The sequence below is a fragment of the Roseococcus sp. genome (assembly GCF_965227005.1).
In the GTDB taxonomy this organism is placed as follows: Bacteria; Pseudomonadota; Alphaproteobacteria; order Acetobacterales; family Acetobacteraceae; genus Roseococcus.
This window is the reverse complement of sequence record NZ_CBDDFJ010000008.1, coordinates 1-25,480: the sequence shown is the minus strand read 5'-3', so window position 1 is coordinate 25,480 and position 25,480 is coordinate 1. Positions and strand designations below refer to the sequence as shown.

The window sequence follows — 25,480 nt, the reverse complement described above, 5'->3', positions numbered from 1 at the left end:
GCCTTATAGGCGCGGTTAGCGCGATGCCGCGAAGCCCCGGCCCGGCACCGCGGCGAGAAGTGACCGGGTATACGGGTGCTCGGGATGCTCGAAGACCCGGCCGATCGGCCCGCTCTCCACCACCTCGCCGTCCTTCATCACCGCCACCAGGTCGCAGACCTGCACGGCCACGCGCAGGTCATGGGTGATGAGGATGATGGATAGGCCGAGCCGCTCGCGCAGCTCCGCCAGCAGCCGCAGCACCTGGGCCTGGACCGAGACGTCGAGCGCCGAGACGGGCTCGTCCGCCACCAGCACCTCCGGCTCCAAAGCGAGCGCGCGGGCGATGCCGATGCGCTGGCGCTGGCCGCCCGAGAACTCGTGCGGGTAGCGGTCCGTCGCCGCCGGATCGAGGCCGACCAGGGCGAAGAGTTTCTTCGCGCGCGCCATGGCTTCCTCGCGCGGGGTTCCGTGGATGATGGGGCCCTGGGCCACCAGTTCGCCCACGCGGCGGCGGGGATTGAGCGAGGCATAGGGGTCCTGGAAGACCATCTGCATGCGCTTGGCGCTCGCCCGGTGCTCAGCGGGCGATTGGGTGGCGAGGTCGGTGCCATCGAGGCGGATCGCGCCCGTATCGGGCTTGATGAGGCGCATCACGCAACGCGCGAGCGTGGACTTTCCCGAGCCGGACTCGCCCACGATGCCCAGCGTGCCGCCACGCGGCAGGGTCAGCGAGACGTCGCGCACCGCGTGGGTCACGCGCTTGTTGCGGCCGAGGAAGCCGCCGGTGCGATAGGTCTTGGAGATTCCCTCCAGCCTCAGGATCGCCTCGTCGGAGAAGGCGCGCGGCGGGGGAGCCTTCAGCGGCGGAACGGCGGCGATCAGCGCCTGGGTATAGGGGTGCCGCGGCTGGTTGAGGACAGTGGCCGCCACGCCCTCCTCCACCACCACGCCATGCTGCATGACGGCCACGCGATCGGCGATCTCCGCCACCACGCCGAAGTCATGGGTGATGAAGAGCACCGCCGTGCCCAGCCGGCGCTGCAGGTCGCGGATGAGGGAGAGGATCTGCGCCTGGGTCGTGACGTCGAGCGCGGTGGTCGGCTCGTCGGCGATGAGCACGCGCGGGCTCAGCGCGAGGGCCATCGCGATCATCGCCCGCTGCCGCTGCCCGCCGGAGAGCTCATGCGGATAGGCCCGCATGGCGAGCCTGGGGTCGGGGATGCGGACGTCCTCCAGCAGCGACAGGGTCCGCGCCTGGATCTCGGCCGAGGAGAGTTTCGTGTGGATGCGGAACATCTCGCCGATCTGGTCGCCCACGACGCGCAGCGGGTTCAGCGCCGTCATGGGCTCCTGGAAGATCATGGCGATGCCCGCGCCACGGATGTCGCGCATCTGGACCTCGGTGGCCGCCGCGAGATCCTGGCCCTCGAAGAGGATGCGGCCGCCGTCCAGCGTCACGTTGTCGGGCAGCAGGCGCAGGATGGCGCTGGCCGTCATCGACTTGCCGGAGCCGGATTCACCCACGACGCACAGGATCTCGCCGGCATGCAGGTCCAGCGAGACGCGGGACAGCGCATGCGCCCGGTCGGCGCCCTTGGGCAGCGCGACACTCAGATCCTGGATGGAGAGGATCGCGCTCAACGTCCGCGCAGCCTAGGGTTGAGGGCGTCGTTCAGCCCCTGCCCCACCAGCGAGACCGCCAGCACCGTCACCAAAATCGCCACGCCCGGGATGGCCGAGACGTACCATTGCACCCGCAGCACATCGCGCCCCAGGCCGATCAGATTGCCCCAGGAGGCGACGTTGGGGTCCGACAGGCGCAGGAAGGCGAGCGCGGATTCCAGCAGGATCGCCACCGCCATCACCACGCTCGCATAGACGATGACCGGCGGGAGCGCGTTGGGCAGGATCTCGCGGAAGATGATCTGGGCGTCGCGCATGCCCAGCGTCCGGCAGGCCTCGACGAACTCGCGCGAGCGCAGCGACAGGAACTCCGCCCGCGTAAGTCGCGCGGGTGCGGGCCAGGAGACGAGGCCGATGGCCACCACCACCGTCGTCAGCTCCGAACCGAAGACCGAGACCAGGACCAGCAGCAGCAGGAAGTTCGGGAGCGTCTGGAAGGCCTCGGTCACGCGCATCAGCACGTCGTCGACGATGCCGCCGTAATATCCCGCCAGCGCGCCGATCACGATGCCGATCACGACCGCGATGGAGGTCGCCACCAGCCCGATCAGCAGGGTGATGCGCGCGCCATGAAAGATCTGCGCGGCGATGTCTCGGCCGGAATTGTCCGTGCCGAGCCAGAAGCGCGGATTGGCGCCGGGCCATTGCAGCGGGCGACCGGCCAGGGAAAGCGGGTCGCGCGGGAAAAGCCAGTCGGCCGAGGCGGCCATGAAGATCACCGCCAGCAGCAGCACCAGCCCCACCACCGCCGCCGGGCTGCGCGCGTAATCGGCCAGGAAGCGCCTCAACCGCCGGTCTCCTTGGCGATGCGCGGGTCGAGCCGGGCGTAAAGCAGATCGACCAGGAAGTTCACCGCGATTACCAGCACGGCCGAGATGAAGACGATGCCCAGCAGCGTGTTGAGGTCGCGCTGCACCACGGCCTCATAGGCCAGCCGCCCGAGACCGGGCAGCGAGAAGACGCTCTCCACCACCACCGAGCCGCCGAGCATGGTGCCGGCCTGGATGCCGATCAGCGTCACCATGGGCAGCATGGCGTTGCGCAGCACATGGCGGGTGATGACGCGCGTCTCGTCCAGGCCCTTGGCGCGGGCGGTGCGCACGAAGTCGAGCGTCAGCACCTCCAGCATCGAGGCGCGCATGATGCGCAGATAGATGGCGAGGAAGATCAGCCCCAGCGTCAGCGTCGGCAGCACGAAATGCGCGGCGACGTCGAGGACATGGGCCAGGCCGGTCAGCCCCTCGCCAATGCTCTCCATTCCGCCCGCCGGCAGCCATTGCAGGTGCACGGAGAAGAGAACGATCGCCATCAGCCCGAACCAGAAGGAGGGCGTGGCGTAGAAGACGAGGCCGAGGGTGGAGATGATCGTGTCCTGCCAGCCATTCACCCGCCGCGCCGCAATCACGCCCAGCAGCAGGCCGAAGAAGAAGGCAAAGGAGAGCGAGGCGCACATCAGCGTCAGCGTGGCCGGCAGGCGCTCGAAGATCACGGTCGCCACGGGCTTGCCGTAGATGGAGGAGAAGCCGAGGTCGAACTGCACGAGGCGCCAGAGGTAGTTCAGCAGCCGGGCGGGCACCGAGAGATCGAGGCCGTAGAAGGCGCGCAGCTCCGCCATGAGCTGGGCGTCGCCGCCCCCGCCCATCTGCGCCATCAGCGCGTCCACCGTGTCGCCCGGAGCCAGCTGGAGAAGCAGGAACATCCCGACCAGGATGATCAGCAGCGACGGGAGCGAGGCGGCGAGGCGGCGGCCCGCCAAAGCGAGGATCATGGGCGGGCCCGGGGCCGGCGCGCTCCGTCGATGATCACGGCGCGATCCACAGGTCATGCCAGCTGGACGAGCCCCAGCGCGGCATATTCCCATGGTTCCGCAGCTTGCGGCTGAAGGCGCTCAGGAAGAGCTGCTCCATCGGGTTCCACAGCAGCTGCTCGCTGTTCCCGCGCCGCACAAAATCGGCATAGAGCGACTTGCGCTTCACCGGATCGAGCTCGGTGGCCGCCGCGTCGATGATGCCGTCGATCTGCGTGTCCTCGAAGCCGAACTGGTTCGTCCACGGGGCCCCGCGCGGCGAGCCCGTGCGATACCACACCGTGGTCGAGACGGCGGGGTCGTTGCGGTACTGGTGCCAACCGGTCGCGAGGTCGAAATTCCAGTCGTTGTAGACGGTGCGCAGGAAGCCGGCCGCATCCGTGCGCACGATCTCGACGCGGATGCCCACCTCCTGCAGCGACTGCTGGATGAAGGTGGAGAAGAGCCCGATATCCTCGCCCCAGGGCGCGGGGTTGAGCCGCAGCGTGAAGCGCACGCCGCCCGCGCCGGGGCGATGCCCGGCCTCGGTCAGCAGGCGCATCGCCAGCGCCTTGTCATAGGGATACTGCGGCATCGGCGAGGTCGGATAGAAATCCGTCGAGACGGTCGGGATCGGCCCCGTGCCGGGCTTGGCGTAGTTCTCGTTGAGGAAGTTCTCGATGAAGAACGGAACGTTGATCGCATGCGCCAGTGCCTTGCGCACGCGGATGTCGGCCAGGATCGGGTTGCGGAAGTTGAACTCCAGCGTGTTGGTGCGCGGATTGCCCTCGTTGCCGCGGGTCGTCACCTCGAAGCGCGGATCGCGCCCGAGCCGCGCCAGATCCGCCAGGGCCAGCGAGGAGAAGGGGCTGTAGAGGATCTGCCCCGCCTCCATCTGCGCCGCGGCGGCCGAGCGGTCGCTGATCACGCGCCAGACCACGCGGTCGAGATAGGGCAGGTTCGGGCGCCAGTAGTTCGGGTTGCGGTCGGCGATGATGAACTGGCCGCGCTCGTATTGGACGAACTTGAACGGCCCGGTGCCGATGGGCGCGGTATTTGCCGGGTTCTGCCGGATATCCGTGCCCTCATAGATATGCTTGGGCGAGACGTAGCCGAGATCCGGCAGGGCCCGCAGCAGCAGCCCCAGCGGCATCGGACGGCCATATTTGAACACGGCCGTGTGCGCATCCGGCGTTTCGACCGCCTCCAGGAAGAGCTGCACCGCCGTGCCGTAGTTGAGGATCTTCTTCCACATCTCCATCGCGGTGAACTGTACGTCCGCCGAGGTGAAGGGCCGCCCGTCATGCCAGGTCACGCCCTGGCGGAGCTTGAAGGTGATGGTCTTGCCGTCGGCCGAGGATTCCCAGGATTCCGCGAGGCAGGCCGTGGGATTGCCGCTGGCGTCGAGATCGACCAGCGGCTCCTGGATCTTGCCGCCGACGATATAGACGCCCGTCGAGGCCTGGAGGCTGGGATTGAGGATGCGCTGCTCGGTCGCGAAATGCACCGTCATGATGCCGCCGCGGCGCGGGGTTTCCTGCGCGAAGGCGGAGCCCGGCGAATTCACGCTGGCGGCGATGGCGGCGATGGCGGCGGAGGTCGCGAGCGCGGTGCGGCGGGTCAGTTCCATGAACTTATCCTCATTTTGCGGCGCAGCATGACGGCCACGCGCCGATCGCGTCAATCTTATCCCGCGACGACGAAGCGCAGCAGCACGCCCGTCGCGCGCGCGGCCGGAACGCCGACCGTCGCGCCCGGCGCGGTGCCCAGCGCCTTGGCCGCGCCGGCCAGATCGCGCGTGGCCAGAACCAGGGCGGCCGCGCCCTCCTCCGGCAGCCCGTCGAGCGAAACGCCGGGATGGCGCGCGGCCAGCAGCGCTCGATCGAGGAAGACGATCTCGGCACGGCCCGCGCCGGTCGGCACGACATAGGCGCCATCGGCCGCGCGGGAGACGGCGGCGTCGATGAGACCGGCCAGCTGCTCGGCCGCCGCCTTGGGATCCTTCGCCAGCGCCTCGACGCGCAGGATGCCCACCGCGCCATTGGCGTGCGCCTGGAGCTCAGGGATCCACACCGTCTCGCGCGTCAGATGCTGGCAGGCGAAGATGCGCATGCCGCCGGGCCGCAACGCCACGGGCCAGTGGAAGACCTGGAATCGCGCCTCGGAGGTCGAGCCGTCGGGCATGGGCACGGGGCGGCCGAAGGCGATGGGGCCGGTGGCCGCCACGCCGCGCGCCTGGATCTCGGCCACGCCGGCCGCCGCGTCGTCCGTGGTGAAGGCCGCCCGCTCGATGCCCTCGTGCGAGGCGAGCCAGTCGCGCACCGGCTGGTTGTGCGGCGTGGGCGTGATGATGCCCAGCAGCTCCATATAGTCCTCGCCGAACATGATGGTGTAGTTGCCCGAGCCCATCTGCGGGCTGTGCGTGCCGCGCGGCGAGACGGTGAAGCCCAGCCCCTTCCAGACCTCGGCCGAGGCATCGAGGTCGCGCACGGCGACCACCACATGATCCACGCCGATGATGTGCCTGAGCGCCATGGTCGCCTCCGATGATTTCACGCAGGGCAGCAGATGCGCGGCATCGCCGCAAGATCGGGTGGATACATTCCTTCCCCGATCCGCGTTACACGGGGTGATGCCCGTCTCCCCCATCTTCTCCCCCTCGCGCGCCCATGCCGATCTCGGCGAGACGCTGTACGACCTCGTGGCCGCGGCGGAATTCCCGAAGCTGACCCTGCGCCATCGCGACCAGCGATGGGCGGCGCGCGTGGGCCTCGACACGCTGAGCGACGCGGAATGGCTCGCGCATTTCGGCCGCTTCGAGCCTCTGCCCGGCTCCTTCGAGGCGCCGCTGGCGCTGCGCTATCACGGCCATCAGTTCCGCCACTACAACCCCGACCTCGGCGACGGGCGCGGCTTCCTCTTCGCGCAGATGCACGACCTGCGGGACGGCCGCCTGCTCGACCTCGCGACCAAGGGCAGCGGGCAGACGCCCTGGTCGCGCGGGGCGGATGGACGGCTCACGCTCAAGGGCGGCATGCGCGAGATTCTGGCGACCTCCATGCTGGAAGCCCAGGGCGTGGAGACCTCCAAGACCTTCAGCCTGATCGAGACCGGCGAGGAGCTCTTCCGCAACGACGAGCCCTCGCCCACCCGCGCGGCGGTGCTGGTGCGGCTGAGCCATTCGCATCTGCGCATCGGCACCTTCCAACGCCTCGCCTATCTCCGGGACGCCGAGACGATGCGGCGCCTGCTGAGCCACATCATCCTGCGCTACCTGCCCGAGGCGGAGGCGCCCTCCGAGCCCGAGCGCATCGCGCGCTTCTTCGCGGCGACGACCCGGCGCGTCGCGCGGATGGGCGCGCAATGGATGGCGGCGGGCTTCGTGCATGGCGTGCTGAACACCGACAACATCAACGTCACCGGCGAGAGCTTCGACTACGGCCCCTGGCGCTGGCTGCCGAAATACGACCCCGCCTTCACCGCGGCCTATTTCGACCATGGCGGCCTCTACGCCTATGGCCGCCAGCCCGAGACGCTGCAATGGAACCTCGCCCAGCTCGGCAGCAGCCTGCTGCAGCTCGAAGGCGATGGGGACCTCAAGACGCCGCTGCAAGCGGAGCTGAACGCCTTCGGCCCCCTCTTCCAGCGCGAATTCGCCGCCGCCGTGCTGTGGCGGCTTGGCCTTGCCCCGCGCGATCCGGATCGCGACGCGACCCTGGCCGCGGCCTTCTTCTCCGCCCTGCAGGCGAGCGAGGCGCCCTTCGAGCAGGCCTTCTTCGACTGGCGCGGCGGACGGCTGCGCGAGGGCTATGAAGGCCCCGCCTTCCAACCCTTTCGCGATGCCCTCGAAGGGTATGCGCCGTCCGGCCCCGCGCATCCCTATTTCGAGGGCGCGCCCTGCACCTTGCTCATCGAGGAGGTCGAGGCGCTCTGGGCCCCGATCGCCGAGCGCGACGACTGGCAGCCGCTGCACGACAAGCTCGCCGCGATCGAGGTCATGCGGCAGGCCTATGCCGGCCTCACGGACTGAAGGTCAGCTCCGCCTCGCCCAGGCCCTCGAACGCAACGTGGCAATGGTCACCCGGCTGGAAATACAGCAGCCCGGTATAGGAGCCGCAGGTCACGTATTGCCCCGCCTTCACGCCGCCGGCATTGCGCATCATCTCCACGAGCGCGACGGCGACGCCCAACGGATCGTCGATGGGATGGCCGCCGGCCTTCTCCACCACCGTCGCGCCGTTCACCGTCAGCCGGACCTTGATCCGGGCGAGGTCCAGGCCGCGCCAATCCTCCACCGGGGCGGCCAGAACCAGGCCGCCATTGCTGATATTGTCGGCCAGCTTGTCGAGCTTGGTGGCGGCCTCCGCATCGGCGAAGCGGCTGCTCACCACCTCGATCGCGACGCAGGCCTCCAGGCCCTCAGCCACCTCGTCGCGCGAATAGGGTGCGGCGCGCGGCGGCAGGTCGCGGCGGAACCGAAAGGCGACCTCGCCCTCGATGCCGCATTGCGGCGCCTCGGCCACCGGGAAGCGGGCCGGCGAGGTGTGGATGACGGGCGCGAAGATGAGGCCGCGCACGCCCTCGGAGCTCGCGGTGGGCGCATTGGCCTTGAAGGCGCCTACCTGCGCGTCCGTCCGGTGCGCCACCTCGTCCTGGATGGCATGGGCCTCGCGCACGAAGTGCGGCGAGGCGCCGGCGGGCAGCGTCGCGATGCGCGTGCCGGCCTGGCGGGCGGCGGCCAGAAGGCCGGCGGCCTCGGCGATGCGGGTGGGGTCCATGCGTCCTGATCTCCTGGCGGTCCGCCGAGGATGCGCCGGATGACGGCGCGCCCCAAGCCCTACCCCGCCAGGGCCCTACCCAGCCTGGGGCCCTACCCCGCCTGGGCGCCCGAGATGCGGACCATCTCCGCCCAGCGCGGCTTCTCGGCCTCCAGCCGCGCGCCGAGCTCGTCGGGCGTGGAGCCGGTCAGCATCGCGCCCATGCCGATCACGCGCTGCTGCAGGGCAGGATCGGCCCAGGCCGCGCGGATCTCGCGCGAGAGGCGCTCGGCGATGTCGCGCGGCATGCCGGCGGGGCCCGCCCAGCAATGCCAGGGGCTGACGTTGAAATTGTCGATGCCGGCCTCGGCCATGGTCGGCACCTCGGGCAGGGTCGGCCAGCGCTGGCCCATGGTGACCGCGAGCGCCCGCATGCGGCCCTCCTGGATCACGCCAACATAGCTCGCGAGATTGTCGATCGCGAGCTGCACGTCGCCGGAGAGCATGGCCGGGATGGTCTGCGCCGCGCCGCGGAAGGGCACATGCGTGCCGGGGATGCCCGCGCGCGCCAGGAAATAGGCCCCCGAGAGATGGATCGAGGTGCCCACCCCGGCCGAGCCGTAGCTGATCCCCTGCGGCCGCTCGCGCCCCCAGGCGATGAACTCCTGCACCGTGCGCGCGGGCACGTATTGCGCGGGGACGGCCATGACATTGGGCATGTCCCACATGGCGCTGATCCACTGGAAATCCTTCGTCATGTCGAAGGGCACCGAGGGGAAGATCATCGGGTTGATGACCACCGTGTGCATGCTGACCGTGCCGATGGTGTAGCCATCGGGCGTGGAGCGGGCGAGCGCCTCGGCGGCGATATTGCCCGAGGCGCCGCTGCGCGTCTCGACCACGAAGCTCTGGCCCAGGCGATGCGTCAGCACCTCGGACGCCAGCCGCGTCAGCACGTCCAGCGAGCCGCCCGGCGGGAAGCCGACGAGGACGCGGACGGGCTTGTTGGGCCAGGCGCCCTGCCCCAGCGCGGGCGCGGCGAGCGCGAGCGGCGGGACGGCCAGCAACGAGCGGCGTGTGAGCATGACGATCTCCCTTTCGGGCCTCTGACGGGCCTCGGTGGCGGGAGCCTATCAGGGCCGGGAGCGCGGGCGCAAAGACTTGCTCCCACGGCCGCAACAGGGTGACTTTCGCGGCAACCGATGCGATCACTTCGGCAAATAAATAACGAGGACGTCCAGATGATGAAACGCCGGATCGCATTGTCGCTCCCCCTCGGCCTCGGCCTGACGGGCGCCGCCCGGGCCCAGGCCTCCTATCCGACCCGCTCCATCCGCCTCGTCGTGGGTTTCGCCGCCGGCGGGCCGACCGACGTGATCGCGCGCCTCATCGCCCAGGACATGACCGCGACCCTCGGCCAGCCCGTGGTGGTGGAGAACCGGACCGGCGCGAACGCGCTCATCGCCACGCAATTCGTCGCGCGCGAGGCGCCGGACGGCTACACGATCCTGCTGGCCACGCTCTCGCACAGCGTCAACGCGATCCTGCTGCCGAACAACAGCTACCGCCCGATCGAGGACTTCACGCCCGTCGGGCTGGTCGCGATGCTGCCGCTGATCGCGGTGACGGGGGCGAACACGCCCTTCCGCTCCCTGCAGCAGGTGGTGGACGCCGCGCGCGAGGCGCCGGGCACCATCTCCTACGGCTCGGCGGGCAATGGCGGATCGGCGCATCTGGCGGCCGCGCTGCTGGCCTCGCGATCGAACACGCAGATGACGCATGTGCCCTTCCGCGGCAACGCGCCGGCGCTCACCGAAGTGATGGCGGGGCGGGTCTCCTTCATGTTCTATCCGATGATCGGGATCGGCGAATATGTCGCCAAGGGCCAGCTGCGGCCGCTGGCCATCTCCACGGCCGAGCGCAGCGGCGATTATCCCGAGGTGCCGACGATGCGCGAGATCGGCTATCCGGGCTTCGAGGACTACACCCAGGGCCTCGGCGTCGTCGCACCCGCGCAGACGCCCCCGGCGGTCGTGGCGCGGCTGAATGCGGCGGTGCGGGCCTCGCTGGCGCGGCCGGAGACGGCGGAACGGCTCAAGGGCCTCGGCGGGATCGCGGCGGCGTCCTCGCCGGAGGAGTATGGGAGCTTCCTGCGCGGGGATCTGGACCGCTGGCGGCGGGTGATCGAAGCGGCCAATATCAGCCTCTAGACGCGGGGCCGCGTGCCGCCCCAGGCGGCAATCCTCATACGATCCGGATCGGCCGCGCCGGCTTGCGAAGGGCGAGGGTGTCGGACACGCTGGACGGGGATCCCATCCACCGCCGCGAATCGAAAAGCCCCGCCATGCCGCGCCATATCGCCTGCCTCTCCTTCGATTTCGACACCTGGTCCGGCCTCGTCGCGCGGGGGATGACGACGCCCACGCCCGTCTCGCGCGGTGAGTTCGGCGTGGTCGGCGCGGGGCGCATCCTGGACCTGCTCGCCAGTCGGGGCATCAAGGCCAGCTGGTACGTCCCCGGCATCGTCATCAAGACCTATCCCGAGGCCTGCGCGCGCGTGCTCAGGGAGGGTCATGAGATCGGCCATCACGGCTGGAGCCACGTCCCGCCCGCCCAGTTGGAAGCCTCGCGCGAGGTCGATGAATTCGCCCGCGCGGTGGAGACCATCCGCGAGCTGACGGGCCGGCCGCCCCAGGGCTACCGCTCGCCTTCCTGGGACATCAGCGACCGCACCATCGACCTCATCCTCGAGCATGGGCTGGCCTATGACAGCAGCATGATGGGCCACGACTGCCAGCCCTATTACGCGCGGCGCGGCGACGTGGTGAAGGTAGACGAGCCCATGGTCTTCGGCGAGACGACCAACCTCGTCGAGATCCCCATCTCCTGGTCGCTCGACGACTTCCCGCATTTCGAATTCCTGCGCAGCAAGGAGGGGCTGATGCCCGGGCTGCAGAACGCCGGCGGCGTGCTGGAGAACTGGATCGCCGATTTCGACTACATGCGCCGGACGGAGGAATGGGGCGCGCTGGTCTATACCTTCCATCCTTATGTCATCGGCCGGGGCCATCGCATGGCGATCCTCGAGAAGCTCATCGACGCCCTGACGAAGATGGGCGCCGAATTCCTGACGCTGGATCAGCTTCAGGCCGAATTCCGCGCCCGAAGCCCGGGCTGAACCGGGGGCGAAGCGCCGGGAGACGGTTTTTCTGGCAACACTGTGGCAAAATTCTCAGACACCTCGAATTTCTGTTGATTTTGTCTGTACGATGCTCGGGCATCCTTCCTGGTCCGCCCCGCTTCATGACCCAGACCCGCCGTTTCCTGGTTCGCTCCGCCCTCTACGGAACGGCTTCGGCCGCCCTTGTCTCGCAGGCGGCGGGCGCGCAGACGCGCCTGGCCGCCGCGCAGATGCCCGCGCCGATCCTCCGTCCGCCGCTGAGCGCGCCCGATGCGCGCGAGCAGCTGCGAATCGCCCGGTCGGCCTTGCCCCCCAGCCATCGCAACCGCCCCGCCGTGGACCGCACGCTGGAACGGCTGGACGACATGGGCCTGGACCTCGGCACCGGTCGCTCGATCCTGGTGAACATCGCGGCCGCCGAGCTCATCGCCTATGACGACGGGCTCGAGGTCCTGCGCTCGCGCGTCGTGGTGGGCGCCAACCGCACCCGCACGCCGCAGCTCGCGACCTTCGTCAGCACCGTGCGCTTCCATCCGCCCTGGTATGTGCCGGCCTCCATCGCGGCCGAGATCCGGGCCGCTGGCGCGGTTGGCTTCAATCAGACCGGCGGGCGCCTGATTCAGCCGCCGGGGCCGACCAATCCGCTCGGCCCGCTGCGCATCGGTCTCGAGAATTCCGACGGCATCTTCCTGCACGGCACCAACCGCCCGGGCCTCTTCGCCGGGTCGCGCCGCTCGCTGTCGCATGGCTGCGTGCGCGTGGAGCGCGTGCGCGATCTGGCCGCCTGGCTGCTGGACACCACCTCCGCCTCGGTGGATTCCACCCTGGCGACCGGCCGCACGCAGGACATCCATCCCCTGCGCGAGGTGCAGGTGGCGCTGGCCTATCTGACGATCTGGCCCGATCGCGGGGGGCAGCTGGTGGCGCATGGCGACACCTACGGGCTCGATGCGCCCGGGGTGCGCCGCGCCTCGTTCCGGCGCGTCTACCGCGCGCCGCCCCCATCGATCGAGCAGATGGAGGCCGCGGCGCGGATCCCGCCGCCGGACGACAACCCGCTCTGAGCCGAGCGAGTGTCACGGATCCTCGATGAGGGTCCGCCCGGTCTGGTGCCGCCAGTGATGCCACATCAATCGCGCCGCCAGCGATCGCTGCGGCGCCCAGGCCAGGGCCATGCGGGCGAGCGTCAGGGGCTTGGGCCGCTCGTTCAGCCGGAACAGGTGCTGCGCGGAATTGGCGAGCGCGATGTCACCGGACGGGAAGATGTCCGTCCGCCCCTCGGCGAAGAGCAGATGCACCTCCGAGGTCCAGGGGCCCAGGCCCTTCACCGCGCTCAGCATGGCGATGGCCTCGGCATCGGGCAGCGTCGACAGGACGTCGAAGTCCAGCCGCCCGTCCAGGCAGGCCGTCGCCAGCGAGCGCGCATGCGCGGCCTTGGGGCGCGACAGCCCGGCCACGCCGCACAGCGCCGCATCGTCCAGCGCCAACAGGCCTTCGGGCGTCAGTGCGCCCGGAATGGCGGAAAGCCGCCGCCAGATCGCGCCGGCCGCCTGGTTGCTGATCTGCTGGCCGCAGATGGTCCGCAGGATGCCGGGAAATCCGCGCGGCCGCGTGCGCCAGGGCACGGGCCCCGCGCGCTCCTCGATGCCGGCGAAGAGCGGCTCCGCCGCGAACAGGACCTCCCGCTCAGAAGGCGGTGCGCAGGCGGAGGGAGAAGACGGAGACGGGGCCACGGTCGGCATTATAGGCCGGGTTCACCAGCAGCTGATAGCCGAGCGCCGCATTCACGCCGGGCGCGAGGCGCGCGTCGTAATAGAGCTCGGTGATCCATTCGGGGCGGTAGTTCAGCCGCCCGTCGCCCGTGATGAAGCCGATGCCGCCCTGCTCCAGATAGCGCTGACGCCCGCCGCTGATCCAGCCGACATTGGTGCCGAGTCCGACCGTGTCGTTGGGGCGGTTCCAACGCAGGCCCGTCAGCGCGCCGCCGAAGCTCACCGCGCGGTCCATCTCGGTGAACATCCAGTTCTGCGTCGCACCGTCATTCCAGGAGAGCCGCCCGAAGACGCCGAAATCCTCGGTGATCTGCTGATCAGCCGAGATGGTGAGGTTGTGCTTCAGGCGATAGGAGCGCGCGTTCCGTTCGAAGGTGCCGGGGTTGCCGGGATCGATCTCGCTCCAGGGCGACTGCCGGCTGCGCGAGGCGCCGTAGATGAGGCGCACGGCGCCTTCCCGCTCGCCGAGACGCCAGAAGCGCTCCAGCGACGCAAGAAGCTGGAAGCCGCGGGTGATCGAGGGGTCGAGGAACAGCCCGTTCACCACGCGCGAGACCTGGAAGGCGCCGCCGCGCACGGCCCAGTGGCCGTTCTCCCATTCCACGGCCGCGCCATTGGTGAAGCCGCGCGCATCGGCCGCGTAGTCGAAGGCCCCGCCGCCCACCAGCGCCCAGTTCAGGAACTGCGTGCGCGCGTCATGGGCGTAGCGGTTGTCGTCGAAGATGTCCCAGACCGACATCTTGCCGATGGTGATGGTGATGCGCTCGCGCGCCATCGGCTCGCTGAAGCGCAGGGGGTCGTCGTCGCTCGGCACCGTGTCGCCCGAGAGGCCGATCGTCTGGCGGAAGAAGGCGCGGGGGACGAAGAAGTACGGATCCGTGGAACCGAGGCGGAAGGCCTCGTTGTTGGGGAAGGCCGCCGCGCCCGTCGAATTGGACAGCCCGAAGCCGCGCGTCACCGAGGCGTCCACGACCACCTCCGCGCCGTGCCAGAGCCGCCGGCCGAGGATCAGGTCGGTGGAGAGCGTGTTGCGCGCCTGGGCGGCCGGCGTGAGGCTGCCGGCGGCGCGATAGGGCGAGCTGAAGCGGGTGACCCCCTGCAGGACGAAGGTCGCCTGGCCGCGGAGGAGCCAGCCCTGCTCCTCCAACCGGTCCTGACGGGCGGCGAACGAGGGGAAGAGCGCGTCCTCCGCCGGCCCGATATTGGGCACGCCGGCCGAGCCGTAGCGACCGGTCTGCGCCGCGGCGAGCCCAGGGAGAAGAGAGGCCAGTAGGATCGCCGGCAGGATCGGGAAAGTGCGCATGCGCGCCCGCTAGACCGCATAATCCCTCACTGCAAGCGCGACATCAAAACGTCATCTCCGATTCGTCGCCCAGCGCAAGGCATGCCGGGCGTGTTTGACGCGCGGCGCGCCTGCCATGAAGGTGCGGCCTTCAACCGGAGGAACACATGACCCAGCGCCCCTACACCCAAGCGGATCTCGACGCCCTGTGCGAGTGGGACACCCCCACCATCTGCAACGCGCTCGAGCTCGTCGTCCCCGCGCGCCGGGGCTACGGTTTCACCGTCCGCACCTTCGACTGCGCGCATCCGTCCATGAAGCCGATCTGCGGGCCGGCCCGCGTCGGCACGCTGCGCGCGGCGCATCCGCATGGCCGCACGGCCGAGGCCGACCGCGCCTCGCGAATCGGCTGGTACGAATACGTCGCCAACACCGACATGCCGACCGTGGTCGTGCTGCAGGACCTCGATGACGTGCCCGGCACGGGCGCCTTCTGGGGCGAGGTGAACACCAACGTCCACAAGGGCCTCAAGTCGCTCGGCTGCGTGACCAACGGCTCGATCCGCGACCTCGACATGGTGGCGCCGGAGTTCCAGCTCCTCGGCATCATCAATCCGAGCCACGCCTATGTGCACATCGTCGACTGGGGCCGCCCCGTCACCGTCCACGGCATGGCCGTGAACCATGACGACGTGGTCCATGCCGACCGTCACGGCGCCGTGGTGATCCCCGCCGACGCGGTGAAGGGCCTCCCCGCCGCGATCGACCTGCTGACGCGCAAGGAAGCCGTGATCCTGGAGATGGCCAAGCACCCGGATTTCGACATCGCCAAGCTGCGCGAAGCCCTCGCCAAGTCCGCGGATATTCACTGAGCTATGCCCCCCGTCGAGAACGACCTTCTTCCTCGCCTCGACGCGGGGTGGTTTCACTGGGACCAGCCGCTTGCCTCCGTCCGCCCCGAATGGGTGGACGGATACAAGCACATGAACATGGGCAACTACCTCGTTGCCTATGACCTGCAGACGGATCGCCTCTGGCCGCATATCGCCCTGGGGCACCCCCTGCGCGCTGCCGGCCTGGGCACCTTCGCCGCCGAAGCCTGGCTCGACTACCAGCGCGAGATGCTGGAGGGCATGCCCATCGGCGGCTCCAGCATGGTGCTCGCCTTCGACGAAAAGCGGCTGCTCTGCCGCCACCGGATGTTCCACCTCACCGAAGGGTGGACCGCCTCGGAGCACGAGGTGCTCTACCTCTGCGTGGATCTCGGCAAGCGCAAGGTGGCAACCTGGCCGGCGAGCGTGATGTCGCGCTTCGCGGAGGTCGCGACGGGCGAGCCGGCCAAGCGGCTGGCGCTGAAGCGCCGCTGACCGGCACGCCGATTCTTCGCAGTAGGGATCGACAGAAATTTCGGCCAAGCAGCGACATCATCGGTCCCCGGCGGGCCGCCATTCGCAACGATTGGGCAGGCCGGGACGCATCGAAGGACGCTTTCTTTCTCAAGGCCGATGGTATTTGACTTCTGCCCCTTGATCTGCGTTTCTAACGATGCCTCGTCTGGCCGTGCCGATCCCAGAAGTTCTCCAAAGACCAGCTGGATGCGTATCGTTTGTCTGGCGTGAGTTGCGCGAGGAATTTCCACGCGCATGAGATCAGGAGAATTAATATGGCTTCAGGTACGGTTAAGTGGTTCAACGCCACCAAGGGCTACGGCTTCATTTCCCCCGCCGGCGGCGGCTCCGATGTGTTCGTGCACATCACGGCCGTCCAGGCCGCTGGTCTGCAGGGCCTCAATGACGGCCAGCAGGTTTCCTTCGACCTGACGGAAGAGCGCGGCAAGACGTCCGCGGTCAACCTGAAGGCCGGCTGAACCAGCCTTACGGCTTGTTTGACTGAGAGAGGGCGGCCTTCGGGCCGCCCTTTTTCGTTTCCGGACGCCGTCTCACCCCGCCGGGATCAGCTCCTTCTGCCGGGCCAGGCCGTTCGACGGCATCTCGCTTTCCTCATAGGTGACGGGCGTGCCGTCCCGAGGGTCGCGATGGCGCGCCCAATAGGCCTCGCGCAGCGACATCGTCACCGCCCCCGGCGCCCCATTGCCGAGGATGCGCCCCTCGATCCGCGTGATGGGCATCACCCCGCCCGCCGTGGTGCTCATGAAGATCTCGTCCGCCTCCAGGAACTCCTCCCGCGAAATGGCGCGCACCTCCACCGGCAGGCCGCGCTCGGCGCAGATGTCGATCACCGTCTGGCGCGTGATCCCCTCCAGCACGCCACGATCGGGCGTCGCCACGCGGCCGTTCGTCACCGCGAAGACGTTGAAGCCCGGTCCCTCGGTGACGTTGCCGTCCGGCCCCAGCAGGATCGCCGTGTCGGCGCCGCGGTCATAGGCCTCGAAGAGGCTCCGCTCGAGGTCGAGCCAGTGGTAGTTCTTCACCGTGGGGTCCACCGATTCCGGCGCGATGCGCGGGATGGAGCTGATGATGGCGCTCACGCCCTTCACCTGCGCCGCCGGCTCCGAGACCCAGACGAAGGGCACCGCATAGGCGAGCAGCTGGTTCTCGCAGCGCCGCAGGTCGCGGAGGCCCGCCGGCGGACGACCGCGCGTGCAGACCATGGCGACATAGGCGTCGCGCAGGCCCGAGCGGCTGACGCAGCCCGTCAGGATCTCGCGCAACCCGTCGCGATCCACCGGCAGCACCATGCGCAGCGCGGCGACGGAGGCCAGGAAGCGGTCCAGATGCTGCTCCAGCCGGAAGAAGCTGCCATCCCAGACATGCACCACGTCGTAGGTGACATCGCTGCGGGTGAAGCCGAAATCGAAGGGCGAGATGCTCGCCTGCTCGGCCGGAATGAAGGCGCCACGCGACCAGGCGATGCCGGTGCTGGGGGGCTGGGGCTGGGTCATGGCGCTCTCCTCGATGCGAAGCGGCGAGGTTAGCGCAGACGACCTGTCGCGCCACTTCCCATCGGACGCTGGTCGTCGTTCAGTCACGGCCGGAACGAGGGGAACGACCATGGACCAGGACCTGACCGAGAAGCTGACCGCCTGGCGACGGCATCTGCATGCCCATCCGGAGCTGTCGCAGCAGGAGGCGGAGACCTCGCGCTTCGTGCAGGAGAAGCTGACCGAGCTCGGCGTGAGCTTCGTCGCCGGGGTGGGCGGCCATGGCATCGTGGCGACGCTGCATCGCGGCGGCTCCAACCGCAGCGTGGGCCTGCGCGCGGATATGGACGCGCTGCCCATCGCGGAGACGACCGGCCTGCCCCATGCCTCGACCCGTCCCGGGGTGATGCACGCCTGCGGTCATGACGGACACACCGTCTCGCTGCTGGGCGCGGCCGCGCTGCTGCAGGCCGACCGCTCCTGGACGGGCACGGTGCAGCTCATCTTCCAGCCCGCCGAGGAGAACGGCGCCGGCGCGCGGGCGATGATCGCCGACGGGCTCTTCGAGCGCTTCCCGATGGATCAGGTCTTCGCCTACCACAACTGGCCGGGGATGGAGGCGGGCACGGTCGCCGTGCGGGAGGGGCCGGTCATGGCGCAGGGCGGGCGCATCACGATCACGGTGAAGGGCCATGCGGGCCATGCGGCCAAGCCCAACCTCGCGCGCGACCCGATCGTGGCGGCCGGGGCCCTGGTCTCGGCGCTGCAGACCGTCGTGTCGCGCAACGTCGATCCGATGGAGGCGGCGGTGCTGACCATCGGCACGATCCATGGCGGCACGGTGGCCAACCAGATCCCGGAATCGGTCGTGCTGCAGGGCACGGTCCGTTCCTTCCGCCGCGGCCAGCGCGAGGAGATCGTGGCCGATATCCGGCGCATCTGCGCGGGCATCGGCGCGGCCTTCGGCCAGACGGTGACGCTGGAGACAGGCCCCGGCGGGCTGGTGACGGTCAACACCAAGGCCGAGGCGGCGCTCGGCCTCGCGGCGGCCGAGGCGGCGGGCTACGCGATCCGGCGCGACCTCCCGGCCAGCACGGGCGGCGAGGATTTCGCCGCGATGCTGGAGCGTGTGCCGGGCGCGATGGCCTGGATCGGCAATGGCCCGGCCGCGCCGGGGCGCGAGCTGCACAATCCCGGCTACGACTTCAACGATGCCATCCTGCCTGTGGCCTCCGGCTGGCTGGCCGGGGTGGCGAAACATGCGCTGAACGGGTGACGTCGCGAGGGGGGCTTTGCCCCCTCGCGCCTTCCTTTACCACCACACTGGCCGCCTGGAATGGCGCTCGTTAGCTAACAGAGTGAGGGGAGCGTGGGGACGCCTGCGCTCCCCGTTTTTGTTGAATATCAATGGGACTCAGAACCACAAAATTTCCGGCTTCTGTGAGTCTTAGAGACTCTGAAATTTTCGTGTAATGAGTCCGCTTGTTATCGCATTTGTACTTCGTCATAGATGATGAACCAAACGCGCGGCTCACGGCCCGAGTTAACTAGATCACTACTTTCGGGCTTAGGTCGGACTTGCATGGTCGTCTGGCGGGCATCTCGCAGGCCAGAATCTAAAAGGTAGGAGCACACATGCGTCTAACATTTACATCCCTCGAACAAATTACGCCGTTCGTGCTGGCGATCTTGATCAGCCTGCGTCGCCTCAGGGCACTTAAGCTACGTTTCGGCTTGCAGCTTAATTTCGCCTGAGAGTCTACGAGCCGAATGGGTCATAAGGCTCAAGATTGGGAACGAGGATGGTGGACTTGTGCTCACGGGTCGCTGTTGATGGCAGCGACCCATCCTCTGCATGGTAATATCCCACACAGCCACGCGGAGGTAGATCCTGAGTAGAGCTGCCTAAATCCTTCCAGTCATAGATATCCAAAGCGAACATGCACCACCAACGAGTGCCTTGGTCGTCTTTTACCCAAACGCATTCGTATCGCAACTTGTCGTTGTTCGCGACGATCCTATCCAGGTTGTTAAATGCTCGGTTGAGTTTGATCACCTTAATGGCGTTTAGGTGGATCTGCTCTATGGGCCTAAACATCATGCGCAAAGTCGCACTGTGTGGGTCATGGTCTGCGCGCGGGAATGGCGTTTGGATGTTGTAGCTAGGATTGGTTAGATGCTCTTGATATAGCGCAGCGTGGAAGCCGGTTATCCATCGCGCAACCGCTTCGTCCACGTTGAGGTTGGTCACTGCTGTTGCGCCAAATGGGCTGTTGACGTGATTGAACTTCTCAAACTTCAAAGCCTCATCGCGCTCAGAAGTTGGGAACACACGGCGCTTCAGACCAATGAGTTGAATCGTCTGCTTGTCCACGAGGCTGCGTGAACCGTTGCATTTCGTGTGGGTGCGCAGGATTAGCGGCGGCGAACGATCCTCAGTGGCAAACATAGCTTGCGGGGGAACGTGATCCCTGTCTGTCGCATCCTCGGGAGTGAACGTCTCACCGCAGACGTAACAGAACGGCAGCTTCGCTACAGCGCGGAAGTCCTTCTGTTTGATGAGGCTCGGCATCTGCTGAAGCTGATATCAAGGACAGGCACTAAGGCTGCGCGCGAAAAGGTATGCCTTGCTAGACGCGCGGAATGCTTTGTTCACCTCGATCAGGTCAGGCAGATGGATGTCGATCACACTCGCATCCGTGTCTGCTGCGAGCATCATGGTTGGCGTGATCGGGATGACTGCACGGACGGGGGTGTCGGGCACGAGGAGTTCACCGCCATGCACCTTGATGATGCCCCAGGTTGCTGTGCCGATCTCGGTTGACATGAGCCAATCGGTTCGGACCATGAGCTGCAAGCCGTTGAGCTGGCGCGTAGGAAATCTGCCTCCCTCGCGCACAAAGCCGTAGCCGTTGCTCTCTAGGTTCTCTTCCTGCTCCTTCGTAAGTGCGTCACCCGCAACGCCGTTTAGCTGCTCCTCCTGCGAGGGCAGTTCGCGCATGAGGGCTCGCGCTTCCCATAGGGCATAGAAACGCGAGCAGTCCTTGAATGAGCTTTCGGGTATCTGCGGTTCGTCAGAAGCTAGGAGGCTATCAACCAAAGCCTGGAACGGGGCTTCGATGTCCTGCATGAAGCCCGTCTCTTCGCGGCGCGTCCAAGCGCGCATGGCGCAAAAAGCGGTGTCGTTGGGAGCAGCAGGGCGAATGATGTCCCGCTTCAAGTCCTGGAAGCTGACTATGCCATCCGGCGTCGTGAAGCGCTCAATGCTCTTGCGCGGGAACACATGCTGGCGGATCGGTAGCTGGTTCGGATTCCCCTTTCTCGTCGGCTCGTAGCTTGGCATGCAGCGAAACTACATCGCGGTAACGTTTGAGACGAACGATTCTATAGGTCAGCTCGCGAGTTGGCGCTGTAGACGCAACGGCGGTGCGGGCGAAGGCTTTAGGTATGTCGGGGCTAGCTCCGAGGCTTCGCCAGCAACGGCAATAGGGAAACGACGCCATAGATGCCGCGAATGCCAGCGTGGTGCCGGACGGGTTGACCGCGACCGTTGAGCCAAGTGCGCGCAAGGCAGGGAATAACGTGCGAGTCAGCAGGGTCGTCATGATCTCGTCGGTCGTTTGCTCGGATGGGCAGGCGCTACTCCTAGAAAAGGTTCCCCTAATAGCTTCCGATCAGCCATCGGGCGCGGAGTGAGCTAGTGACCAGCATCGGGCCCGTGGCATTGTCGATAAAGGAAGGTCCAGGCCCTCGAACTCCCCCGGCAAGGAACACCTCCCCTGCCCCCATGCCCGCTCGGTCAGGCCGCGCGCCGGCGTCGAGCTCAGCCGGTGAAAGGTGGCTGCCGGACCCAGGGATACCCGGCCCGGCCCCGCTCGAAGCCGTAGTTGAACAGCGGCGTCATATAGGCCTGGTCGAAGGGCTTGTCGTAGACCACCGTGAAATCCGGCCCGATGAAGGCCATCCGGAACTCGACCCCGTCGCGCTCCGCGTTCAGCCAGATCCGCACCGCGTCGTTGTAGCCGCTCGCCGCCGTCATGGTGGCCACGGCGCGCTGGGCGATGCTCAGGGTCCGGCGGTCCGTCATGGCCCAGTTGGCGTCCATCCTCGCATTGCGGATCATCCAGGCGCGGATGACCGAAACCGGACGGCGGGCCGCGCGATTGGCGCGGCGGATCGCGGAGACGGCCGTCGGATAGAGGAAGGCCTGCGCCACGGCGCCGCCATCGACATGCAGCTCCTGGTACTTCCGGCCGTCCACCTCCACGTCGAAGAGCACCGGCGGGAAGGCGCCGGGGATGGCGGCCGAGGCCAGCATGATGCGCCGGATCAGGTGAGGCGCGCGCGGATCGCCGCTATTGGCGATGGCGCCTATGTTCCAGATCACCGGCAGCTGCGTGTCGAGGTTGGTGGTGCCGATGAGCAGCAGCCGCCCCTCCCGGTAGCCCTGGGCGATCTGGGCCAGCATGCCGTCGTTCAGCTCGCGCGTGATGGTGCCGAGGAGCGGCGTCGTATCGGCCATGGCGTCGTCGAGGATCGCGGCCAGCATGCCGCGCTGGATCGCGATGTCCGCCAGCGTGACGCCGGTATAGACGTTCTTCAGCGCCGCATCCGCCGAGGGACCGATGAAGGCGAAGGGCGCCGTCAGCGCCCCGGTGCTCACGCCCGTCACCAGGGCGAAGGTCGGACGCGAGCCCTCCTGCGTCCAGCCGTTCAGAAGGCCCGCGCCGAAAGCGCCATCCTCGCCGCCGCCGGAGACGGCGAGCAGGTCCATGGGCGGCAGCACGGCGTTGGGAGGGAGGCCCAGGAAGACCCGGCGGCGCTCCATCGCGGCCGCGTATTCATGAGTGATCGCCTCGAAGCCCTCGCCGGTGAAGAAGCGCTCGTTCGGCAGGCCGAGGACCGTGGCGCGGGCAGCCTGGCCACGGGGCACCGCCGGCTCGCGGACCGGCAGGGCGCAGGCCGAGACGCTCCCCGCCCCCAACAGGAGCGCGGCGCGGCGAGAGAGCTTGGTCATGTCGGGTCCCCGGAAGCGTTCGGCACGGCAGGTGCGGTCCCATTCTGGCGGCAAACCCAGGCCCGCACCATGACCGCGTGGAAGACATTATGGGGACCGGACCTCAGGTCGCCGAGGCGAAGCCCTGGCCGGCCTTGCGATAGGCCTCGCGCGGCGGGGCGAAGATGTCCAGCACCTTGCAGCCCTCGGCACCGGCCCGCATCGTGTGCTCGATGCCGCCGGGCGTGCGCCAGAAATCGCCCTTGGTGACCGCGATCTCCTCGCCGCCCTGGATGCGGATGGCGCTGCCCTCGAGCAGCATGCCCCATTGCTCCTCGGGATGGCTGTGCATCGTGCCCTGGGCGTTGGCCGCGATGGTGACGACGGACAGCATGGCGTGCTCGCCGGGGAAGATGCGCGTGGTCAGCCCCGGCGCGAGCTCGCGGAAGAGCCCCTGGCTCTCGTCGTGGATGTTGTGGAATTCCTCGGACTGACTCATCGGACGCTCCGTTGCTGGTTTCGGCGCAGGCTAGCCGGGCCTTAGGCTTTCGCCCAGTCGATGGCCGCGCGCGCCAGCGCCGCGATGGTGTCGACGACGGGGAATTCGAGCTCCGGCCCGGCGGCGATCCCCAGCGGGATCTCGGTGCAGCCCAGCACGACGGCGCTCGCCCCCTGCGCGTGCAGCCCGCGCGCCACCAAAGCCAGCGGCGCGTAGGTCTCCTCGATGCGATTGGCCTTCACGAGGCCCACGGCCGGCATCACGAAGCCCTCCTGGATCTCCGCATCGGGCGTGAGGCATTCGAAGCCCAGGCGCTCCTGGTAGAGGCGCATGGCCAGGGTGCCGGAGGTGCCCATCAGCCCGATCGGCCCCTCGTTCACGCCCAGGCGCCGCAACTCGGCGGCGGCGGCATCGACGATGTGCAGGATGGGCAGGCGCGTGGCCTCGCGCATCCCTTCGTACCAGCCATGGGCGGTGTTGCAGGGGATGACGATGGCCTCGCAGCCGGCCGCCTCCAGCCCGCGAATGCCGCGCACCAGCGCCGGCAGCGGATCCTCGCCGCCGTGGACGCGCGCCGCCGTGCGGTCGGGCACGCGCGGGTCCGACCACAGCACGGTCGGGATATGGTCCTGGTCGCGATCGGCCGGCGTCAGCAGCGTCAACTGGCGCATGAATTCGGCGGAAGCGAGCGGACCCATGCCGCCCAGGACACCCAGCATCTTCATCGGAACAGACCCTCATAGACGAGCTCAACGCCGGTCACGGCGAGGAGCAGATAGATGATGCGGTAGAAGACCCGGTCGCTCATGCGCCCCTGCAGCCACACGCCCATCCTGATGCCGATGGGCGCGAGCGGCAGCAGGACGAGGCTCGTCAGCAGGTTCTGCACCGAAAGCGCGCCCAGGAAGAAATAGGGCACGAGCTTCATGTAGTTCACCGAGGCGAAGAGCGCGACGGTGGTGGCGGTCAGCCGCGCGCGGTCGAGCTTCAGCGGATAGAGATAGACCGCCGCCGGCGGCCCGCCCGCATGGGCGATGAAGCTCGTGAATCCCGCGCAGGCCGACCAGAAAGCGCCCCTGATCCGCGAACCTGGCCGTGGCGCGACGACGCGGGCCCCGCGCTCCAGCCAGAGGCTGCGCGCCAGGAAGACCAGCGTGATCGCGCCGATGAAGAGCTTCACCACCGAATCGGACAGCGCGCCGAAGACGAAGCTGCCGGCCACGATGCCGACCACCGCGCCGGGCAGCATGATGCGCAGCTGCGCCGCGTCCCACCTGCCCCACCAGGCGCGCAGTGCCGCGATATCCATCGCGCAGAGCACCGGCAGCGCGATGCCCGCCGCCTGAGAGGCCGGCATCACCAGCGACATCATCGGCACGCCCGTATTGCCTGCCCCCGAGGCGAAGCCGCCCTTGCTGATGCCGGTGATGAGGAAGGCCGGAATGGCGAGCGCGTAGAACCAGGGATCGGTGATGAGCAAAGCGCCTCGCGGGGATGACAGCGTATCGGCGCGAAGCTATGGCACTGAGGGCGAAACGACCATTACCCCCACCCTACCCTCTGGGCATCCCTGGGCTGTCCGAACGACCTGAAAGGCGAAATCGCGATGGACCATTGGGTCGAGCTCGGACTGCTCGCGCTGGCGATGGGCGCCACGGGACTTTTCTCCGGGCTGCTGGCGGGGCTGTTCGGCGTGGGCGGAGGCATCGTGATCGTGCCGGTGCTCTTCTACATCCTGCCGATCTTCGACGTGCCCGAGGCGACGCAGATGAAGGTCGCGGTCGCGACCTCGCTGGCCACCATCATCCCGACCTCGATCGTCTCGGCGCGCAAGCATTGGGCCAAGGGCGCGATCGACATGCCGCTGCTCAAGAGCCTGACGCCCTCGATGTTCCTCGGCGTGCTCCTGGGCACCTATCTCACCGCGACGCTGAAGGGGCCGGGCCTCACCTTCGTCTTCGCCTGCGTGGCGCTGCTGGTGGCGCTGAATATGGGCTTCACGGGCGTCGCCTTCCGCCTGCGCGACAGCATGCCCTTCGGCTGGGCGCGGCAGGTGATCGGCGGCGGGATCGGGACGATCAGCGCCATCATGGGGATCGGCGGCGGCACGGTGGGCGTGCCGGTGCTGGGGATGTTCGGCACGCCGATCCGCTCGGCGGTGGCGACGGCCTCCACCTTCGGCATCGTGATCGCGATCCCGGCGACGATCGGCCTCATCCTGGCGGGCATCGGCGCCGACGGCCGGCCGCCCTATTCGCTGGGCTGGGTGAACCTGGTGGGCTTCGCCCTGATCGTTCCCGGCTCGATCCTGGCGACACCCTGGGGGGTCTCGCTGGCGCACAGCATCCGGCCGGAACTGCTGAAGCGGTCCTTCGCCATCTTCCTGGCCTTCACCAGCATCCGGATGTTCTATTCGCTCTTCGGCTGAGCGGGCCTATCGCAGGCCCGCGGGGGTCTCGGGCATCTCCATGAAGTTCGAGGCCGAGGCGGCGCGGCCGATGAGCGCGCGCAGCGCCGGGTTCTTCGCGCCGTCCAGATCCGTCAGCACGTCCATCGGGCAGAAGAACTCGTGGGCCTGGGCGGTCTGGCTCGACATGAAGCCGCGGAAATGGCGGTCCTGCAGGGCGAAAAGCACGCGCGCATCCCGCACCGGCAGGACGA

25 protein-coding genes and 1 pseudogene are annotated in these 25,480 nt (G+C 68.2%); 9 read left to right on the top strand and 17 right to left on the bottom strand.

Features of this window, described 5'->3' with window-relative positions:
• Positions 1-15: 15 nt before the first annotated feature.
• From ACO057_RS03645 to ACO057_RS03625, 5 genes are read right to left on the bottom strand one after another with little or no spacing between them, the layout of a single operon-like run.
• A complete protein-coding gene (locus tag ACO057_RS03645) occupies positions 16-1,623 on the bottom strand; it encodes an ABC transporter ATP-binding protein (RefSeq protein ID WP_421988993.1) in 1,608 nt (535 codons plus the stop codon).
• Positions 1,620-2,453, bottom strand: a complete 834-nt coding sequence (locus tag ACO057_RS03640) for an ABC transporter permease (RefSeq protein WP_421988992.1) — start codon at positions 2,451-2,453, stop codon at positions 1,620-1,622. The genes ACO057_RS03645 and ACO057_RS03640 overlap by 4 nt, the downstream gene beginning before the upstream one ends.
• Positions 2,450-3,433 (bottom strand): ABC transporter permease, encoded by a 984-nt coding sequence (locus ACO057_RS03635; protein WP_421988991.1) that lies wholly within the window; start codon positions 3,431-3,433, stop codon positions 2,450-2,452. The genes ACO057_RS03640 and ACO057_RS03635 overlap by 4 nt, the downstream gene beginning before the upstream one ends.
• A 34-nt stretch (positions 3,434-3,467) precedes the next feature.
• Positions 3,468-5,081, bottom strand: a complete 1,614-nt coding sequence (locus tag ACO057_RS03630; protein ID WP_421988990.1) for an ABC transporter substrate-binding protein — start codon at positions 5,079-5,081, stop codon at positions 3,468-3,470.
• Positions 5,082-5,137: 56 nt separating this feature from the next.
• The gene (locus ACO057_RS03625) at positions 5,138-5,986 is read right to left on the bottom strand and encodes a VOC family protein (RefSeq protein ID WP_421988989.1); all 849 of its coding nucleotides are present in this window, start codon (positions 5,984-5,986) and stop codon (positions 5,138-5,140) included.
• A gap of 97 nt (positions 5,987-6,083) precedes the next feature.
• On the opposite strand from ACO057_RS03625, the gene ACO057_RS03620 reads away from it, so the two are divergent.
• Entirely contained in the window at positions 6,084-7,481 is a 1,398-nt protein-coding gene (locus tag ACO057_RS03620; RefSeq protein ID WP_421988988.1) for a protein adenylyltransferase SelO family protein, read from the top strand.
• On the opposite strand, the gene ACO057_RS03615 is transcribed toward ACO057_RS03620, so the two are convergent.
• Together ACO057_RS03615 and ACO057_RS03610 are read right to left on the bottom strand one after the other, a co-directional pair.
• Positions 7,471-8,229 (bottom strand): 2-keto-4-pentenoate hydratase, encoded by a 759-nt coding sequence (locus tag ACO057_RS03615; protein ID WP_421988987.1) that lies wholly within the window; start codon positions 8,227-8,229, stop codon positions 7,471-7,473. The genes ACO057_RS03620 and ACO057_RS03615 overlap by 11 nt on opposite strands.
• Before the next feature lie 92 nt (positions 8,230-8,321).
• On the bottom strand, positions 8,322-9,293 hold the full coding sequence (locus tag ACO057_RS03610) for a Bug family tripartite tricarboxylate transporter substrate binding protein (protein WP_421988986.1): 972 nt from the start codon (positions 9,291-9,293) through the stop codon (positions 8,322-8,324).
• 156 nt (positions 9,294-9,449) lie between these two features.
• Here ACO057_RS03610 and ACO057_RS03605 point away from each other — a divergent pair, with 156 nt between their 5' ends.
• The 3 genes from ACO057_RS03605 to ACO057_RS03595 all read left to right on the top strand — a co-directional run bounded on the left by ACO057_RS03605 (position 9,450) and on the right by ACO057_RS03595 (position 12,453).
• Positions 9,450-10,418, top strand: a complete 969-nt coding sequence (locus ACO057_RS03605) for a Bug family tripartite tricarboxylate transporter substrate binding protein (protein WP_421988985.1) — start codon at positions 9,450-9,452, stop codon at positions 10,416-10,418.
• A 134-nt stretch (positions 10,419-10,552) separates the two neighbouring features.
• Positions 10,553-11,386, top strand: coding sequence for a polysaccharide deacetylase family protein (locus ACO057_RS03600; protein ID WP_421988984.1), 834 nt, complete (start codon positions 10,553-10,555; stop codon positions 11,384-11,386).
• Between the two features lie 125 nt (positions 11,387-11,511).
• Entirely contained in the window at positions 11,512-12,453 is a 942-nt protein-coding gene (locus tag ACO057_RS03595) for a L,D-transpeptidase family protein (RefSeq protein ID WP_421988983.1), read from the top strand.
• Positions 12,454-12,465: 12 nt separating this feature from the next.
• Here the strand turns inward: ACO057_RS03595 and ACO057_RS03590 are convergent, their stop codons facing one another.
• Both ACO057_RS03590 and ACO057_RS03585 read right to left on the bottom strand, forming a co-directional pair.
• Complete coding sequence (locus tag ACO057_RS03590; protein ID WP_421988982.1) at positions 12,466-13,122, bottom strand: DNA-3-methyladenine glycosylase family protein; 657 nt, start codon at positions 13,120-13,122, stop codon at positions 12,466-12,468.
• On the bottom strand, positions 13,076-14,464 hold the full coding sequence (locus tag ACO057_RS03585) for a carbohydrate porin (RefSeq protein WP_421988981.1): 1,389 nt from the start codon (positions 14,462-14,464) through the stop codon (positions 13,076-13,078). Before ACO057_RS03585 ends, ACO057_RS03590 begins: the two co-directional genes overlap by 47 nt.
• A gap of 146 nt (positions 14,465-14,610) precedes the next feature.
• Here ACO057_RS03585 and ACO057_RS03580 point away from each other — a divergent pair, with 146 nt between their 5' ends.
• From ACO057_RS03580 to ACO057_RS03570, 3 genes are all read left to right on the top strand, one after another.
• Complete coding sequence (locus ACO057_RS03580) at positions 14,611-15,315, top strand: RraA family protein (protein ID WP_421988980.1); 705 nt, start codon at positions 14,611-14,613, stop codon at positions 15,313-15,315.
• Between the two features lie 3 nt (positions 15,316-15,318).
• Positions 15,319-15,810, top strand: a complete 492-nt coding sequence (locus ACO057_RS03575; RefSeq protein ID WP_421988979.1) for a thioesterase family protein — start codon at positions 15,319-15,321, stop codon at positions 15,808-15,810.
• Positions 15,811-16,106: 296 nt separating this feature from the next.
• The gene (locus ACO057_RS03570) at positions 16,107-16,310 is read left to right on the top strand and encodes a cold-shock protein (protein WP_131547397.1); all 204 of its coding nucleotides are present in this window, start codon (positions 16,107-16,109) and stop codon (positions 16,308-16,310) included.
• A 72-nt stretch (positions 16,311-16,382) separates the two neighbouring features.
• Here the strand turns inward: ACO057_RS03570 and ACO057_RS03565 are convergent, their stop codons facing one another.
• Complete coding sequence (locus tag ACO057_RS03565) at positions 16,383-17,345, bottom strand: aminotransferase class IV (protein ID WP_421988978.1); 963 nt, start codon at positions 17,343-17,345, stop codon at positions 16,383-16,385.
• Positions 17,346-17,454: 109 nt separating this feature from the next.
• Between ACO057_RS03565 and ACO057_RS03560 the strand changes: the two genes are divergently transcribed.
• Positions 17,455-18,600: an amidohydrolase gene (locus ACO057_RS03560; RefSeq protein WP_421988977.1), complete on the top strand. Its 1,146-nt coding sequence runs from the start codon at positions 17,455-17,457 to the stop codon at positions 18,598-18,600.
• A 483-nt stretch (positions 18,601-19,083) separates the two neighbouring features.
• On the opposite strand, the gene ACO057_RS03555 is transcribed toward ACO057_RS03560, so the two are convergent.
• From ACO057_RS03555 to ACO057_RS03530, 6 genes are all read right to left on the bottom strand, one after another.
• Entirely contained in the window at positions 19,084-19,896 is an 813-nt protein-coding gene (locus ACO057_RS03555; protein ID WP_421988976.1) for a hypothetical protein, read from the bottom strand.
• Between the two features lie 15 nt (positions 19,897-19,911).
• Positions 19,912-20,667: a hypothetical protein gene (locus ACO057_RS03550; RefSeq protein ID WP_421988975.1), complete on the bottom strand. Its 756-nt coding sequence runs from the start codon at positions 20,665-20,667 to the stop codon at positions 19,912-19,914.
• 480 nt (positions 20,668-21,147) lie between these two features.
• Complete coding sequence (locus ACO057_RS03545; RefSeq protein WP_421988974.1) at positions 21,148-22,341, bottom strand: patatin-like phospholipase family protein; 1,194 nt, start codon at positions 22,339-22,341, stop codon at positions 21,148-21,150.
• Positions 22,342-22,444: 103 nt separating this feature from the next.
• Positions 22,445-22,819, bottom strand: coding sequence for a cupin domain-containing protein (locus tag ACO057_RS03540; RefSeq protein WP_421988973.1), 375 nt, complete (start codon positions 22,817-22,819; stop codon positions 22,445-22,447).
• A 41-nt stretch (positions 22,820-22,860) separates the two neighbouring features.
• Complete coding sequence (locus ACO057_RS03535; protein WP_421988972.1) at positions 22,861-23,544, bottom strand: aspartate/glutamate racemase family protein; 684 nt, start codon at positions 23,542-23,544, stop codon at positions 22,861-22,863.
• Complete coding sequence (locus tag ACO057_RS03530) at positions 23,541-24,299, bottom strand: sulfite exporter TauE/SafE family protein (protein WP_421988971.1); 759 nt, start codon at positions 24,297-24,299, stop codon at positions 23,541-23,543. Before ACO057_RS03530 ends, ACO057_RS03535 begins: the two co-directional genes overlap by 4 nt.
• Before the next feature lie 126 nt (positions 24,300-24,425).
• On the opposite strand from ACO057_RS03530, the gene ACO057_RS03525 reads away from it, so the two are divergent.
• Positions 24,426-25,247: a sulfite exporter TauE/SafE family protein gene (locus ACO057_RS03525; RefSeq protein WP_421988970.1), complete on the top strand. Its 822-nt coding sequence runs from the start codon at positions 24,426-24,428 to the stop codon at positions 25,245-25,247.
• Positions 25,248-25,253: 6 nt separating this feature from the next.
• On the opposite strand, the pseudogene ACO057_RS03520 reads toward ACO057_RS03525, so the two are convergent.
• Positions 25,254-25,480, bottom strand: a pseudogene (locus ACO057_RS03520) (hypothetical protein); the annotation flags it as partial.

Excerpts from the sequence above, each read along its gene's own strand:
- ACO057_RS03600 (WP_421988984.1), top strand. The coding sequence starts at position 10,553 with ATGCCGCGCCATATCGCCTGCCTCTCCTTCGATTTCGACACCTGGTCC.
- ACO057_RS03525 (WP_421988970.1), top strand. The coding sequence starts at position 24,426 with ATGGACCATTGGGTCGAGCTCGGACTGCTCGCGCTGGCGATGGGCGCC.
- ACO057_RS03560 (WP_421988977.1), top strand. The coding sequence starts at position 17,455 with ATGGACCAGGACCTGACCGAGAAGCTGACCGCCTGGCGACGGCATCTG.
- ACO057_RS03545 (WP_421988974.1), bottom strand. The coding sequence starts at position 22,341 with ATGACCAAGCTCTCTCGCCGCGCCGCGCTCCTGTTGGGGGCGGGGAGC.
- ACO057_RS03540 (WP_421988973.1), bottom strand. The coding sequence starts at position 22,819 with ATGAGTCAGTCCGAGGAATTCCACAACATCCACGACGAGAGCCAGGGG.
- ACO057_RS03630 (WP_421988990.1), bottom strand. The coding sequence starts at position 5,081 with ATGGAACTGACCCGCCGCACCGCGCTCGCGACCTCCGCCGCCATCGCC.
- ACO057_RS03565 (WP_421988978.1), bottom strand. The coding sequence starts at position 17,345 with ATGACCCAGCCCCAGCCCCCCAGCACCGGCATCGCCTGGTCGCGTGGC.
- ACO057_RS03580 (WP_421988980.1), top strand. The coding sequence starts at position 14,611 with ATGACCCAGCGCCCCTACACCCAAGCGGATCTCGACGCCCTGTGCGAG.
- ACO057_RS03550 (WP_421988975.1), bottom strand. The coding sequence starts at position 20,667 with ATGCCAAGCTACGAGCCGACGAGAAAGGGGAATCCGAACCAGCTACCG.
- ACO057_RS03605 (WP_421988985.1), top strand. The coding sequence starts at position 9,450 with ATGATGAAACGCCGGATCGCATTGTCGCTCCCCCTCGGCCTCGGCCTG.
- ACO057_RS03535 (WP_421988972.1), bottom strand. The coding sequence starts at position 23,544 with ATGAAGATGCTGGGTGTCCTGGGCGGCATGGGTCCGCTCGCTTCCGCC.
- ACO057_RS03610 (WP_421988986.1), bottom strand. The coding sequence starts at position 9,293 with ATGCTCACACGCCGCTCGTTGCTGGCCGTCCCGCCGCTCGCGCTCGCC.
- ACO057_RS03615 (WP_421988987.1), bottom strand. The coding sequence starts at position 8,229 with ATGGACCCCACCCGCATCGCCGAGGCCGCCGGCCTTCTGGCCGCCGCC.
- ACO057_RS03570 (WP_131547397.1), top strand. The coding sequence starts at position 16,107 with ATGGCTTCAGGTACGGTTAAGTGGTTCAACGCCACCAAGGGCTACGGC.
- ACO057_RS03635 (WP_421988991.1), bottom strand. The coding sequence starts at position 3,433 with ATGATCCTCGCTTTGGCGGGCCGCCGCCTCGCCGCCTCGCTCCCGTCG.
- ACO057_RS03595 (WP_421988983.1), top strand. The coding sequence starts at position 11,512 with ATGACCCAGACCCGCCGTTTCCTGGTTCGCTCCGCCCTCTACGGAACG.
- ACO057_RS03625 (WP_421988989.1), bottom strand. The coding sequence starts at position 5,986 with ATGGCGCTCAGGCACATCATCGGCGTGGATCATGTGGTGGTCGCCGTG.
- ACO057_RS03620 (WP_421988988.1), top strand. The coding sequence starts at position 6,084 with ATGCCCGTCTCCCCCATCTTCTCCCCCTCGCGCGCCCATGCCGATCTC.
- ACO057_RS03585 (WP_421988981.1), bottom strand. The coding sequence starts at position 14,464 with ATGCGCACTTTCCCGATCCTGCCGGCGATCCTACTGGCCTCTCTTCTC.
- ACO057_RS03555 (WP_421988976.1), bottom strand. The coding sequence starts at position 19,896 with ATGCCGAGCCTCATCAAACAGAAGGACTTCCGCGCTGTAGCGAAGCTG.
- ACO057_RS03575 (WP_421988979.1), top strand. The coding sequence starts at position 15,319 with ATGCCCCCCGTCGAGAACGACCTTCTTCCTCGCCTCGACGCGGGGTGG.